The organism is Nocardia sp. CNS-044, from assembly GCF_059570515.1.
Window position 1 is genome coordinate 600,834 of the sequence record NZ_JCANSX010000006.1, and the last position, 13,781, is coordinate 614,614.

Here is a 13,781-nt window from a genome sequence, read left to right on the forward strand (position 1 = left end):
AGGTGTCGTAGATTACTGGCGAGTAAACCCACGTGGAAGGGCACTGATGCGAGAGTTCGAAGTCCCGGCTTCCTACACCATTCCGGATGACGCGAACAATTCCGACAACGTCTTCCGCCACGCCGAGCAGTCGCCGAACGCGGTGCTGTTCAACGTGCCGAATGGCAGCGGCGGGTGGCGCGACGTCACGGCGGCGGAGTTCGCCAAAACTGTCACCGGCGTGGCCAAGGGCATCATCGCCTCCGGCATCGAACTCGGCGACCGCGTCGCCATCATGGCCCCCACGCGTTACGAGTGGGCCGTACTCGACTTCGCCATCTGGGCCGCGGGCGGCTGCACCGTCGCGATCTACGACAGCTCCGCCGCCGAGCAGGCCAAGTGGATCCTGCAGGACTCGGCGACCAAGTTGCTCGTCGTCGACAACGACAAGCACCGCGCCACCATCGACGAGATCGAGGCGGGCTCGCTGCCCGATCTGAAGGAAACCCTGCAGATCGAGAAGGGCGCCGTCGACGAGCTGATCGCCCGCGGCGCCGAGCTGGACGACCAAGCCGTGCACGACCGCCGCGCGCAGGTCGGCGCGGCCTCGCCCGCCACCCTGATCTACACCTCGGGCACCACGGGCCGCCCCAAGGGCGTCATGCTCACCCACGCGAACCTCTACGCGGAGTCCAAGTCCGACCGGATCGCGCTGAAGCAGTACATCATCGAGGGCAGGAAGACCCTGATGTTCCTGCCGCTCGCGCACGTGTTCGCGCGCGCGGTGGCGCTGACGGCCTTCGACGCCAAGGTGATCGTCGCGCACACCTCCGACTGGTCCACCCTGGTCGACCAGTTCGGCAGCTACCGGCCGCACTTCATCCTCTCGGTGCCGCGCGTATTCGAGAAGGTGTTCAACGCCTCCAAGCAGAAGGCGCACGACGGCGGCAAGGGCAAGATCTTCGACGCCGCCGCGGACACCGCCATCGCCTACAGCGAAGCGCTGGACAACGGCGGCCCTGGCCTCGTGCTCAAGCTCAAGCACGCGGTGTTCGACAAGCTGGTCTACAGCAAGCTGCGCGCGGCCCTCGGCGGGCAGTGCGAGGCGGCTGTCTCCGGCGGCGGCCCGCTGGGCGCGCGCCTCGGCCACTTCTTCCGCGGCGTCGGCGTGACCATCTACGAGGGCTACGGCCTCACCGAGACCACGGCCGCCATCACCGTGAACACCCCCGAGCACATCCGGGTCGGCTCCGTCGGCCGTCCGGTCGAGGGTCACGCGGCGAAGATCGCCGAGGACGGCGAGCTGCTGCTGCGCGGCTCCGTGGTGTTCGGCGGCTACTGGGGCAACGCCGAGGCCTCCGAGGAAGCCTTCGAGGACGGCTGGTTCAAGACCGGTGACCTCGGCGCCATCGACGCCGACGGCTTCGTGACCATCACCGGCCGCAAGAAGGAAATCATCGTCACCGCGGGCGGCAAGAACGTCTCCCCCGCGCTGCTCGAAGACTCGCTGCGGGCGCATCCGCTGATCAGCCAGGTGATGGTGGTCGGCGACGGCCAGCCGTTCATCGGCGCGCTGATCACCCTCGACCCGGAGGCGCTGCCCGGCTGGAAGGAAAGGCACGGGGTGCCCGCCGACACCGCGATCGAGAAGCTCATCGAGAACGCCGAGCTGGTCGCCGAAATCGACGCCGCGATCGCCGAGACCAACAAGAAGGTCTCGCACGCCGAGCAGATCAAGAAGATCCGCATCCTCGCGGTCGACTGGACCCAGGAGGGTGGCGAGCTCACCCCGAAGATGTCGCTCAAGCGCGCCGTCGTGATGAAGCAGTACGCCTCCGAAGTGGAGAAGATCTACAGCTGATCGGCTGATCGCCGAAGGGCGCTGTTCGCGGGTTCGTCTCGCGGACAGCGCCTTTCGCGTTTCGCAGCGTATTCACGAGGTACGCGACCACGTCGCGGCCGCTCTCGACGCGCTCCTGCATGGTGTCCGCCCGCCCGCCGACGCACTGCGCGCCCTCACCGCCGCCCAGTCCGCCGCCCCAGCCGTCCGCCGTCTGCACTGGGACGGCGCCGCGATCGTCGCTACCCCTCACCGGGCCGCCGCCTCCGCCGCGCGCCTGTCAGCGGTCCTCGCCGAAGCCGCGGCCGAACTCCTCACCGACTCCGCCCTCACCGAACTCGAGCGCTGCGAAGCCGACGACTGCGTACTCCTCTTCCTCCCCGCTCACCCCAAACGCCGCTGGTGCTCCCCCGACCGCTGCGGCAACCGCGTCCGCGTGGCGCGCTACTACCGCAAGCACAAGGAGTAAGCGGGGCTGGCGGGCCCGCCCGGTCGACGCGAGCGAAATGGTGGTCGGTGGACTTCGGGTCGGGCGCGGGCGGGGTGGGCGCAGTAGGCTCGCGGCATGGCCGTACTGCGGTGGCGGGTGGCTGCCGGGATACTGTCCGCCGGGTTGGCGCTCGGCGTGGCGGAGCTTGTCGCGGCGTTCATCAGGTCGGAGAGCGCGCCGATGTATGTGCTCGGCTCGACCGTGGTCGACCACACCCCCGACGGACTGCGCGAATGGGCGATCAGCACGTTCGGTACGGCCGACAAGACGGTGCTTTTCGTCTGCATGGGGATTGGCGCGGTTCTCGTCGCGGGTCTCGCGGGCGCACTCGAACGCGTCGATCGCGCGACAGGCTCCACGCTGCTCGTCTTCTTCGGCTTGGTCGCCGCCTTCCTCGCGGCCGAGCGCTACGGTTTTCTCGCCGCGATACCTACCGTAATCGGCGTGGCCGCAGGCGTTTACGCGCTCCGCGTGCTGACCGAGCAGATCGCGGACGCGTTTCCCGGCGCACCATCCGAAGTGTCCGCCCCGGCCACGCCACCGTCCGGCCGCCCGACTTCCCCATCGCCGTCATCCCCACAGGTTCACCCCGGCTCCACCGCGAGCATCGCATCCGAAACCTCTGGCGCACAGTCCGACTCGGATGCGCCCGAACGTGCCGATCGGTTGCAGGCACCGGGTTCGACGCGCAGCGATGCCGGAACCGCGGCTCACACGGACACCGCCGCGGCCGCGAGGGCCGACACCCCCGCCGACCCGCCCAGCGAAGCAGGGGACGGTTCCAGCCGCACACCGGGACCGCAGCGGCGGGATCTGTTGCGAGGGCTGGCTGTCACCGGGGGTGTGGCGGTGCTGGCCGGAGTGGGTGGGCGGTTGTTCGGAGCCCGGCGCGGGGATGTCTCCGCAGAGCGGGCGGCGGTGGTACTGCCGAGACCGACCGAGCCGGGGATCTCCTTGCTGCCCGACGCCGATCTGCGGGTGCCCGGGCTGACGCCGTACATCACCGCCAACGACGACTTCTATCGGATCGACACGGCGCTGTTCCTTCCGCAGGTGGCGATCGAGGACTGGTCGCTGCGCATCCACGGCATGGTGGACCGCGAAATCCGCATCGGCTGGGCGGATCTCGCGCGGCGGCCGGTCGTGGAGCGGCTGATCACGCTGGCCTGCGTTTCGAATCCGGTGAACGGCGATCTGATCGGGAACGCGCTGTGGCGCGGCTACCGCCTCGATGAGTTGCTCGCCGAGGCCGGTCCGCATGCCGACGCCGACATGGTGCTCTCCCGCAGCAAGGACGGCTGGACGGCGGGCTCCCCGCTGGCCGTGCTCACCGGCGGCCGCGACGCCCTGCTCGCGGTCGGCATGAACGGCGAACCGCTGCCGGTCTCCCACGGCTACCCGGCCCGGCTGGTGGTGCCCGGCCTCTACGGCTACGTCTCTGCCACCAAATGGGTGACCGAACTCGAGGTCACCCGGTTCGACCGCGCCACCGCCTACTGGACCCGCCGCGGCTGGTCGGCCCACGGCCCGATCAAGACCGGCACCCGCATCGACACACCGCGCGGCCGCGTTCGCCGACCACCCGGCCGCGTCCCCGTCGCGGGCGTGGCCTGGGCCCAGCACCGCGGGATCACCGCCGTCGAAGTCCAGATCGATGACGGCGACTGGCGCCCCGCCCGCCTGTCCACCGAACAGTCCATCGACACCTGGCGCCAATGGGTCTACGACTGGGACGCCACCCCCGGCACCCACACCCTCCGCGCCCGCGCCACCGACGGCACCGGCGAAACCCAAACCGCCGACCGCCGCGACGTCATCCCCGACGGCGCCACCGGCCACCCCACCCTGACCCTCACCATCGGCTGATCTTCGTGCTGGACCACGCGCTGAACCAGTACCGGCCGCACGTCGTGCTGGAGCCGGGCGGGACCGAGATCATCGATATGCCAGTGCGTTTGAAGGTGGACTGGGAAAGACTTTCCGGGCTCGTAGGTTGACCGCCGCATCTCGGAGTTTGCGGGATGCGACGGTCAGCCGAGAGTCAGGCCTTGACAGTGTCGACCTTGGTGGGTTCGTCGGTGGGGGTGGCCGCGCCGTGGCGGATGAAGAGGGCCGAGGCCAAGACGCCGATCAGCAGGATGGCGGCGGGGAGGAGGATGGATTCGCTGAGAGCGGAGCTGAATTCGCCCAGGATCTGCGGGGGAATGGGGCCGTGGCCGACGCCTTCCGCGGTGGGCGCGCCGCCCGCGAGTCCGTTGGCGGACATGCGGGCCGCGATCAGGGCGCTGATGGCGGCGCTGCCGAGCACCGAACCGACCTGGCGGGTGGTGTTGTAGATGCCCGCTCCCGCGCCGGCCTGCTGAACGGGCAGGTTGTGGGTGGCGGTGGCGGCCAGCGGCGCCCAGATGCAGGCGTTGGCGAAACCGGCCACCGCGGCGGCCACCAGGAACCACGCGAGGTTCGAGTCCGGCGTCATGATCGCCGACCACCAGAAGATCGAGACCGCGAACAGCGCGAAGCCGAGGGTCGGCACGACGCGCGGGTGCAGCCGGTCGGCGAACTTGCCGACGAACGGCGCGAAGACGCCGGTCACGATGGCCATGGGCGCGAACACCAGCGCCGACCTGGTCGGCGACATCTCCCGGACCGCCTGCAGATAGAAGTACGCGGGCACCATCACCGAGACGACCGTCGCACCCATCGCGGCGATGGCCACGTTCGACAGCGCGAAGTTGCGGTCACGGAACAGCGCGAGCGGCACCAGCGGCTCGCCGGTATTGCGCGCCTGGTTCAGCACGAACAGGCCGAGCACCACCAGACCCGCGCCGATCGTCAGCCAGATGCGGGCCGACCAGTCGTAAGTGTTGCCCTCCTGAATGCCGAACACGAGCAGGAACATGCCGACGCCGCTGAGCAGCACGCCGGGGATGTCGAACTTGTGTGGGTTCGTCGGCAGCGCGGGCACCAGCCACACAGCCAATACGAAGGCGATGATGCCGACCGGCACGTTGACGATGAAGATCCACTCCCAGCTCAGCCCGTCGACCAGCACGCCGCCAAGGATCGGGCCGACCAGGGTGGCCAGACCCGCGACGCCGCCCCACAGACCCATGGCCGCGCCGCGCTTGTCCGGCGGGAAGGTGCGGGTGATCACCGCCATGGTCTGTGGCGTCATGAGCGCGGCGCCGATGCCTTGCAGGGCGCGCGCCGCGATCAGCATGCCGACGGTGTGCGACAGCCCGCACCACAGCGAGGCGGCGGTGAAGACCGCGAGGCCGATCAGGTAGATGTTCTTGGGCCCGTAGCGATCACCGAGGCGGCCGGTGACCAGCAGCGGCACCGCGTAGGTCAGCAGGTAGGCGCTGGTGACCCAGATGACCTGGGAGATGTCGGCCTGGAGATCCTGCATGATCGCCGGGTTGGCGACCGCCACGATCGTCATGTCCAGCAGGATCATGAAGAAGCCGATCACCAGCGCCAACAGCGCCGGCCACGGATTGCGTTGGGTGGACATGGATTTCGTTCCTCTCCAGGAGGGTCGTCGGCTGCGGTCGGTCGTCGAGGTCACGGCGACCACCCAGTCGGGCGCCGCGGTGTGGGCGGCGGTGTCGGAGGGGTGCCGTCACCCCAGGGGTGTTCGGGCCCGTCGAGCCGTTCGCCGGTGCGCGGGTCGAACTCCTCCCACTCGAGTGCGCCGCCGGCGACTTCGTCGAGGAAGCCGACCAGCCACGCGTGCTCGGCCGCGACGGTGGCGCGCAGATAAGGCAGCACAATCCAGTAGCGGCGCGGCACCTCGTGGGCGCGGGCCCACTCGGCCATCGTGGCGAGGTCGGTGAGATCGTTCTCGAGGTGCGCGACGCGTTCGCGCACCAGCGCGAGCACCTCGTCCTTCGGCAGGTTGTGCGCTTCGCCCAGCGCGACGGGGAAGAGCGGGTATTCCCGGGTGGGATACCGCAGTATCTCGGCGATCCTGGCGCGCAGCGCCGCACGCCCGGACGCGGTGATCCGGTAGATGGTGCGCTCGGGGCGGTTGCCCGCGCGGTCGACGCCCTCGGCGCACACCAGTTCCTGGTCGGCCAGCCGGGCCACGGTGTGATAGAGCGAACCCGGCCGCAGCTTCACGACCAGGTTCTCGCCCCGCCGCAGCATCAGCTGATACATCTCGTACGGATGCATGGGCCGCTCCTCGACCAGCGCGAGCACCGAGACCGCCAACGCGGTCAACGTCGGACGCGCCTCGCCCATGTGATCACCTCCCGCTGGAATCCACCCGCCGCGCCGCGGGAGACGAGCCGCCGAACCTGAACGCGCACGGTAGTTGCGGGCTCCGACATGCTCCACACCGAATATTCCACTTGGAATATACGGCCCGGAGCATTGGGGAGGCAAGAGTGTGAAACGCCAGTGAACGTATGATCAGCGGCCCCGTGACGGACGCGACTCGACTACCCGCCGCCGAGTCCGTCATGCCGAGCGGCGGAAGCGCTCTGCACCCCCGAGACGGAGCGGCGAACCGAGCGATCCCAACCGAAGCGAGGTGGCGAACGAAACCGGCGGTCCCGGCGAGCACGGCCGACACGACCCCGCGCACAGGACGGCGGCGGCGCGACGCCTACAACCCGTGCGCGTCCAACCAGGCTCGCGCGACTTCCCCCGCCGCAGCGCCGTCCCGAACCCGCCGGATCATGTCGACCAACTCGTCGGTCGTGAGCTCCCCCGCCACATAGTTCAACTTCCGAACGCGCTGATCGTCGAGCAGCCCCTTGCGGAACACCGGCACCACGTTCTCGGCGCGAACCGCGTAGTCGGCATCGGTCAACACCGTCAGCCCCTCGGTGACCGGGGCCGTCAGCGCGGACGGTCCGCCGACCACGCCCGCTTGAATCGAACTGTCCAGCAAGGCGTTTCGCAGTGCCTCCGCATCGGCGAACGGCGTCTCCCCCGCGAAGTCGCACCCCGCCACCTGCGCCACCGCGGGACCACGCGACACATCCGGTGCGGGAGCCAGCCCGGCCCGCAGCTCCGCGCACCGCGGCACGAGCTCGGCGACCGAATCCACGTCGTCCCTACGCGCGGCCTCCGCCGTGACGAGCACCCGCGGCCGCAGGTCGGTCCCGTCGGCCGGATCCGAGACGACCAAACCCTCCGGCAGCGAACGATTCAGATCCTTGACCACGTCGGAAGGTGTGCGCGCGGCGGACCCGCTGTCGTAGTGGGCCAGCAGCTCGCCGGTGTGCTCACCGACCAGCGCGACCCGACCGGCGTCGAGTGCGGCCAGATATTCGGCCCGCGCACCGAGATCCGGCAGCACGGCGACCGGCAGCCCGGTCCTGGACAGCGCACCGGCGTAGATCTCCGCGAGCACCCGCGATTCGACCGCGTCTCCCGCGCCGACCACGAAGGGCGGACCGGCGTCGTCGTCTCCGCAGGATACGACCGTCGCCGCCGCGGCCGCGACGACCAGCACCCGGGCAAGCACCCGCCTCGACGCGGCCAGAACCACCGGCGACACCAACTCTCCGAAGACGACTACAGCCGACAGAAACACCCAGTTGCGGGCAGTATGGACAACCAGAATGTACCGGTGCCCGTCCGGCCAAGGCCGCACGCACCGTCCGCATCTGCCGGAAGGACTCCCGTGAAGACCACGATCACCCCCCTTGCCGGGCGATCGGCGCTGCGGCTCGCGCTGCGCGCCTCCCAGCTTTTCGCCGCCGCCACACTCCTCGCCGTCGGCATGATCCTGTCCGCCTGCGGCGATTCCGATCCGCTCGCCGCCGACGGCGACTGTGCGGGCGAGAGCTTGATCGTCGGCTCGGCGAACTTCCCGGAGTCCGAGACCGTGGCCCACGTGTACGCGGAGGTGCTGCGGATCAACGGCTTCCACGTCGACACCCGGCTCAATATCGGCAGCCGCGAGGCCTACATTCCGGCGCTGCGCCAGTGCGCGATCTCGGTGATTCCCGAGTACACCGGGAACCTGTTGCAGTACCTGGACAACGACTCGACCGCGACCAGCGCCGCCGACGTCGAGGCCGCGCTGGCGGGCGCGCTCGGCGACCAGCTGGCCACCGCCGCACCGGCGCCCGGCGAGGACTCCGACGCGGTAGTGGTCACCAAGGCCACCGCCGAACGCTGGAACCTGCGCACCATCGCCGATCTCGCGGCGCATTCGGCCGAGGTGAAGTTCGGCGCGCCCGCGGAATTCCAGGAACGGCAGGGCGGCCTGCCCGGCCTGAAGGAGAACTACGGTCTCGACATCGCCGCGAACAACTTCGTCCCGATCGCCGACGGCGGCGGTCCGGCCACCGTGCGCGCGCTGGTGGAGGGGCAGGTGACCGCGGCCAACATCTTCACCACCTCCCCCGCGATCGCCGAGAACGATCTCGTGGTGCTGGAGGACCCGAAGCACAACTTCCCGGCGCAGAACGTGATTCCGCTGTTCAACTCCGCCAAGAAGTCCGACAAGGCCGTTGCCGCGCTCAACGCGGTCTCGGCCAAACTCACCACCGAGGAGCTGATCGAGCTGAACGAGGCCGTGTCGGGCAGCAGCAAGACCGAACCGGCGGCGGCCGCCAAGGCATGGGTCGCGGCGCAGGGGTTGAACACACCCGTCGGGTGAGCCCGCGGGTGAAGGGAGAGCAGCAGTGTCGGACATCGTGTTCCGCGGCGTCAGCAAGACCTATCCGGACGGCACGCACGCCGTCACCGACCTCGATCTGCACATCGACTCCGGCTCGTTCACCGTGTTCGTCGGACCGTCCGGCTGCGGCAAGACCACCTCGATGCGGATGATCAACCGGATGATCCAACCCACTGCGGGCACGATCACCGTTGCCGGACAAGACATCTCGACCGCAGATCCGGTCCGGCTCCGCCTCGGCATCGGTTACGTGATCCAGAGCGGCGGCCTGCTGCCGCACCGCACCGTGCTGGACAATGTCGCGACAGTTCCGGTGCTGCGCGGCGACTCGCGGCGGGCGGCGCGCAAGGCGGCGCTCGAAGTGCTGGACCGAGTGGGCCTGGACCGCGGCTTGGCCCAGCGCTACCCCGCGCAGCTCTCCGGCGGTCAGCAGCAGCGAGTCGGCGTGGCGCGGGCGCTGGCCGCCGACCCGCCGATCCTGCTGATGGACGAGCCGTTCAGCGCCGTCGACCCGGTGGTGCGCGCCGAGTTGCAAAGCGAAATGCGGCGGTTGCAAGCCGAATTGCACAAGACCATCGTGTTCGTCACCCACGACATCGACGAGGCCATCACCCTCGGCGACCGACTCGCGGTCTTCGGCCGCGCCGGCGTGCTCCAGCAGTACGATCCGCCGCAGCGCGTACTCGCTGGTCCCGCAACGGATTTCGTCGCCGAGTTCGTCGGTCGCGATCGTGGTTATCGCGGTCTTTCCTTCCGCTCGGCCGACGACGTTCCGCTGCACGACATTCCGACCGCCACCGCGGGCGCGGTCGGCGCGCTGCGTCTGGAGCAGGGCGACTGGGTGCTCGTGGTGGACGAAGCGGTCAAGCCGCTCGGCTGGGTCGACGCGACCGCCGTCGAAGCGCGGCGGGCGGGCAGGCCGCTCGCGGACTGCATGTCGGCGGGCGGTTCGTTGTTCACTCCCACCGGCGACCTGCGTCAGGCGCTGGACGCCGCCATCTCCTCGCCATCCGGAATCGGTGTGGCCGTGGACGATTCCGGTCTGCTGCGGGGCGGCGTACTCGCCACCGAGGTGATCGCCCAGCTCGCCGAACAGCGCGGCGCGGAGGACGTCGAACGCAACCGGATCGCCAACGAGCAGGGGCTTTCCGACGGCGACGGGACCGGTTCGTGAACCGCGCCGACTTCGTCCCGGGTCCGGTCGAGGAGCGGGAGACCGCGTGCGATACCTGATCGACAACTTCTCCGAGATCCTCGAGATCACCAAGACGCACCTGTATCTCGCCTTGCTGCCCTTGCTGTTCGGTCTGGTGATCGCCATCCCGGCGGGCGCGGTGATCCGGCGAATCCCGTGGCTGCGGCGGATCACCGTCACCGCGGCGAGCCTGGCCTACACCGTGCCCTCGCTCGCGCTGTTCGTCATAATCCCTCCGCTGGTGGGCATTTCGGCGATCGACCCGTGGAACGTGATCATCGCGTTGACCATCTACTCGACCGCGCTGCTGGTCATCGCGGTGCCGGTGGCGCTGGACTCGGTGCCCGCCGCCGTGGTCGACGCCGCCGACGCCGTCGGATTCGGGCCGCTGCGGCGCACGCTGACCGTCGACATGCCTTTGGCCGTACCGGTTTTCGTGTCGAACTTGCGCGTCGTGGTGGTCACCAATATCGCGATGGTCTCGGTCGGCGCGCTGATCGGCGTCGGCGGTCTCGGCAAGTTGTTCACCCAGGGCTATCAGCGCGACTACCCGGACGAGATCGTGGCGGGCATCATCGTGACGCTGGCGCTCGCGCTCGTCTTCGACCGGCTGGTGTACCTGCTCGGGCGCTGGGCGACGCCGTGGACCAGGGCCGACGGGCGAACCAGGCGAGGGGCGCGCACGTGAACCTGTTCGTCGACGCTTGGCACTACTTCACCGACGGCGCCAACTGGGGCGGTCCCACCGGTATCGAATTCCGCTTGGCGCAACATCTTTGGTACACGCTGCTGGCCGTGGCCGGGTCCGCGCTGATCGCGGTGCCGCTGGGCCTCGTCATCGGCCATCGACGGCGGGGCGCCGCGGTGCTCGTCGGCTTCGCCAACGCGATGCGCGCGCTGCCCACCCTCGGCCTGCTCACCTTCCTGGTGCTGTTGCTCGGCCTCGGCCTGATTCCGCCGCTGCTCGCGCTGCTCACCGTCGGCATCCCGCCGCTGCTCGCCGGCGCGTACGCGGGCGTGGCCAACGTGCCCGCCGACGTGGTCGACGCCTCGCGGGCTATGGGCATGACGGAGCGGCAGATCCTGTTCCGGGTGGAAGTCCCCAACGCCATGCCGATCCTGGTGAACGGCCTGCGCGGCGCCACCCTCCAGGTGGTGGCCACCGCGACGATCGCGGCGTACGTGAACCTCGGCGGGCTCGGCCGCTACATCTTCGACGGGCTCGGCCTGCACCGATACGACCGGGTGCTGGTGGGCGCGCTGCTGGTGGCCGCGCTGGCGATGCTGCTGGACGGGCTGCTCGCGCTCGTGGTCTGGGCGACGACGCCCGGGACCGGTCGGCTGCGCAGGACACCGGCCCAGGACGACGTGCCGCAAGCCGCACGGTGACGACCGCACTCCCGTAGAGCGCGGACAGACGCCTTGACCACGAGTGTGATCTAGGTCACGATGACTGTGGCCGTAGGAGTCGTCAGCCGTGCACGCGCTCGACGCGACTGTGGCACACCGTGTCGAGACCCTGCGCAACCTCGAGTCCTACGGGCACCCCAACCCGAGACAGGAGGATTGCCGTGAGCATGAACGCACCGATGAAGGCACGCGACATCATGCACGCCGATGCCACGTGTATCCCCGCGGACGAAACGCTCGACCGCGCCGCTCAACTGATGCGCAACCTGGACGTGGGCGCGCTGCCCATCTGCGAGAACGACCGCCTGGTCGGCATGGTGACCGATCGTGACATCGTCGTGCACTGCATCGCCGAGGGACACGATCCCGGCCGCGTCCGCGCCGGTGATCTCGCCAAGGGCACCCCGCGTTGGGTCGACGCCGACGCCGAACTGCGGCAGGTGCTGGACATGATGGAGCAGAACCAGATCAAGCGGCTGCCGGTCATCGAGAACAAGCGCCTCGTCGGCATGATCTGCGAATCAGACCTGGCCAGGAACGTCACCGACGCCCAGCTGGCCGAATTCATCTCGGCCGTTTCCGTGCCGCACTGACCGTCGCAGGATGCGGCAAACAACCACGGGGCGCAGACGACCTAGCTGCGCGCAAAACGACGCAGGGCGCCTCGTTCGCCGTTGAACGGGGCGCCCTGTGATTGCGTAATCAGTTGTTACGCAACGCCCTCCGCACGCGCGGCGGCGGCGACGGCCTCGGCGACGGCCGGGGCGACCCGCGGGTCGAGCGGGCTGGGGACGATCTTGTCGGGGCCGAGTTCGTCGGCGACCACGCTCAGGATGGCGTCGGCGGCGGCGATCTTCATGCCCTCGGTGATGCGACGGGCGCCGGCGTCCAGCGCGCCCTTGAACACGCCGGGGAAGGCGAGCACGTTGTTGATCTGGTTCGGGAAGTCGCTACGGCCGGTCGCGACGATGGAGGCGTACTTGCGCGCCACGTCGGGGTGGATCTCCGGGTCCGGGTTGGACATGGCGAACACGATCGCCTCCGGCGCCATCGAGGCGATGAGTTCTTCGGCGATCAGGCCGGCGGAGAGCCCCAGGAACACGTCCGCGCCCGCGAGCGCCTCGGCGGCGCCGCCGGTGAGTCCGCGCGGGTTGGTGCGCTGGGCCAGGTCGGCCTTCACCTCGTTCAGGTCGGCGCGATCGCGGCTCACGACGCCCTTCGAGTCGAGCACGGTGACATCCTGCACACCCGCGGCGAGCAGGATGTTGGTGCACGCGATACCCGCCGCGCCCGCGCCAGACACCACGACCTTCAGACCGCTGATGTCACGTCCCTGCACGCGAGCCGCGCCGTTCAGGGCGGCGAGCACCACGATCGCGGTGCCGTGCTGGTCGTCGTGCATGACCGGGCAGTCGAGCGCCTCGATGACGCGCTTCTCGATCTCGAAGCAGCGCGGCGCGGAGATGTCCTCCAGGTTGACCGCACCGAAGCTGGGGCGCAGCCGGATCAGGGTCTCGACGATCTCGTCGACGTCCTTGGTGTCCAGCACGATCGGGATGGAGTCGAGTCCGGCGAACTTCTTGAACAGCGCGGCCTTGCCCTCCATCACCGGCAGCGAGGCGCGCGGGCCGATGTCACCGAGGCCGAGCACGGCGGTGCCGTCGCTGACCACGACCACCAGCCGGTCGGTCCAGGTGTATCGCTTGGCGAGCGTCTCGTCCTGAGCGATCGCGCGGCTGACCTGAGCGACGCCGGGCGTGTACGCGATGGAGAGGTCGCGCTGCGTCTCCAGCGGAGCCGAGAGCTCGACCGAGAGCTTGCCGCCGAGGTGTCCAGCGAAGATTTCGTCGTTGGTGATTTCGGACAAACTCGCGGTGGCATTCGGTGCGTCAGTCACAGGTGACACGATTTCACTCCTGCTCGGGTCGGGCTGAACCGGGGGACGGTTACCGCCGGGTATTTCGTAATAGGTGATTCGTACCGCTCATCGAGTGCGCTGACCGGGACGTTTCGAGTCGGGATTGCGGTGTCGAAACCCGATGATCAGCTCGAGACGTGGCGCTGCACTGATCCGCAGAGCGGGAGCCGGACGGGTGGGTCCGGACGGAACATGCGGGGCGATCCTCGGGGCACAACGGTACGTTGCGCGGCTCGGAGCACCGTGATTCCCGAACCCGGCGGTGGCGTAGGAGGGGAATCCGACACATTCTGCCAGCCGGTCCGA

12 protein-coding genes and 2 pseudogenes are annotated in these 13,781 nt (G+C 69.3%); 10 read left to right on the forward strand and 4 right to left on the reverse strand.

From position 1 onward, the window contains the following. Positions 1-46 precede the first annotated feature (46 nt). The 5 genes and pseudogenes from T333_RS11380 to T333_RS11400 all read left to right on the forward strand — a co-directional run bounded on the left by T333_RS11380 (position 47) and on the right by T333_RS11400 (position 4,306). Positions 47-1,840, forward strand: coding sequence for an AMP-dependent synthetase/ligase (locus T333_RS11380; protein WP_496424424.1), 1,794 nt, complete (start codon positions 47-49; stop codon positions 1,838-1,840). 70 nt (positions 1,841-1,910) lie between these two features. Next, positions 1,911-2,081 (forward strand): annotated as a pseudogene (locus tag T333_RS11385) (ABATE domain-containing protein); the annotation flags it as partial. Between the two features lie 132 nt (positions 2,082-2,213). Further along, positions 2,214-2,288: pseudogene (locus tag T333_RS11390) on the forward strand (CGNR zinc finger domain-containing protein); the annotation flags it as partial. Between the two features lie 96 nt (positions 2,289-2,384). After that, a complete protein-coding gene (locus T333_RS11395) occupies positions 2,385-4,175 on the forward strand; it encodes a molybdopterin-dependent oxidoreductase (RefSeq protein ID WP_496424425.1) in 1,791 nt (596 codons plus the stop codon). 5 nt (positions 4,176-4,180) lie between these two features. Beyond that, entirely contained in the window at positions 4,181-4,306 is a 126-nt protein-coding gene (locus tag T333_RS11400; RefSeq protein WP_496424426.1) for a hypothetical protein, read from the forward strand. A 44-nt stretch (positions 4,307-4,350) separates the two neighbouring features. On the opposite strand, the gene T333_RS11405 is transcribed toward T333_RS11400, so the two are convergent. The 3 genes from T333_RS11405 to T333_RS11415 all read right to left on the reverse strand — a co-directional run bounded on the left by T333_RS11405 (position 4,351) and on the right by T333_RS11415 (position 7,821). Next, positions 4,351-5,823 carry an MFS transporter gene (locus T333_RS11405; protein WP_496424427.1) on the reverse strand — a complete coding sequence of 491 codons (1,473 nt, stop codon included), beginning with the start codon at positions 5,821-5,823 and terminating at the stop codon, positions 4,351-4,353. A 50-nt stretch (positions 5,824-5,873) separates the two neighbouring features. Continuing rightward, positions 5,874-6,554 (reverse strand): PadR family transcriptional regulator, encoded by a 681-nt coding sequence (locus T333_RS11410; RefSeq protein WP_355001835.1) that lies wholly within the window; start codon positions 6,552-6,554, stop codon positions 5,874-5,876. A gap of 367 nt (positions 6,555-6,921) precedes the next feature. Continuing rightward, positions 6,922-7,821, reverse strand: coding sequence for a glycine betaine ABC transporter substrate-binding protein (locus tag T333_RS11415; RefSeq protein ID WP_496424428.1), 900 nt, complete (start codon positions 7,819-7,821; stop codon positions 6,922-6,924). Positions 7,822-8,046: 225 nt separating this feature from the next. Between T333_RS11415 and T333_RS11420 the strand changes: the two genes are divergently transcribed. The 5 genes from T333_RS11420 (at position 8,047) to T333_RS11440 (ending at position 12,150) form a co-directional block, all read left to right on the forward strand. Next, positions 8,047-8,931, forward strand: coding sequence for an ABC transporter substrate-binding protein (locus T333_RS11420; protein ID WP_496424773.1), 885 nt, complete (start codon positions 8,047-8,049; stop codon positions 8,929-8,931). A 25-nt stretch (positions 8,932-8,956) separates the two neighbouring features. Further along, positions 8,957-10,126 carry an ABC transporter ATP-binding protein gene (locus T333_RS11425; RefSeq protein ID WP_496424429.1) on the forward strand — a complete coding sequence of 390 codons (1,170 nt, stop codon included), beginning with the start codon at positions 8,957-8,959 and terminating at the stop codon, positions 10,124-10,126. Positions 10,127-10,172: 46 nt separating this feature from the next. Continuing rightward, on the forward strand, positions 10,173-10,835 hold the full coding sequence (locus T333_RS11430; protein WP_496424430.1) for an ABC transporter permease: 663 nt from the start codon (positions 10,173-10,175) through the stop codon (positions 10,833-10,835). Beyond that, the gene (locus tag T333_RS11435; protein WP_496424431.1) at positions 10,832-11,536 is read left to right on the forward strand and encodes an ABC transporter permease; all 705 of its coding nucleotides are present in this window, start codon (positions 10,832-10,834) and stop codon (positions 11,534-11,536) included. Before T333_RS11430 ends, T333_RS11435 begins: the two co-directional genes overlap by 4 nt. Before the next feature lie 188 nt (positions 11,537-11,724). Beyond that, positions 11,725-12,150 (forward strand): CBS domain-containing protein, encoded by a 426-nt coding sequence (locus tag T333_RS11440; RefSeq protein WP_355001840.1) that lies wholly within the window; start codon positions 11,725-11,727, stop codon positions 12,148-12,150. Positions 12,151-12,266: 116 nt separating this feature from the next. Here T333_RS11440 and T333_RS11445 read toward each other — a convergent pair whose 3' ends face one another. Continuing rightward, positions 12,267-13,463: an NAD(P)-dependent malic enzyme gene (locus tag T333_RS11445; RefSeq protein WP_496424432.1), complete on the reverse strand. Its 1,197-nt coding sequence runs from the start codon at positions 13,461-13,463 to the stop codon at positions 12,267-12,269. Between the last annotated feature and the right edge of the window lie 318 nt (positions 13,464-13,781).

Excerpts from the sequence above, each read along its gene's own strand:
- T333_RS11395 (WP_496424425.1), top strand. The coding sequence starts at position 2,385 with ATGGCCGTACTGCGGTGGCGGGTGGCTGCCGGGATACTGTCCGCCGGG.
- T333_RS11380 (WP_496424424.1), top strand. The coding sequence starts at position 47 with ATGCGAGAGTTCGAAGTCCCGGCTTCCTACACCATTCCGGATGACGCG.
- T333_RS11410 (WP_355001835.1), bottom strand. The coding sequence starts at position 6,554 with ATGGGCGAGGCGCGTCCGACGTTGACCGCGTTGGCGGTCTCGGTGCTC.
- T333_RS11405 (WP_496424427.1), bottom strand. The coding sequence starts at position 5,823 with ATGTCCACCCAACGCAATCCGTGGCCGGCGCTGTTGGCGCTGGTGATC.
- T333_RS11420 (WP_496424773.1), top strand. The coding sequence starts at position 8,047 with ATGATCCTGTCCGCCTGCGGCGATTCCGATCCGCTCGCCGCCGACGGC.
- T333_RS11440 (WP_355001840.1), top strand. The coding sequence starts at position 11,725 with ATGAACGCACCGATGAAGGCACGCGACATCATGCACGCCGATGCCACG.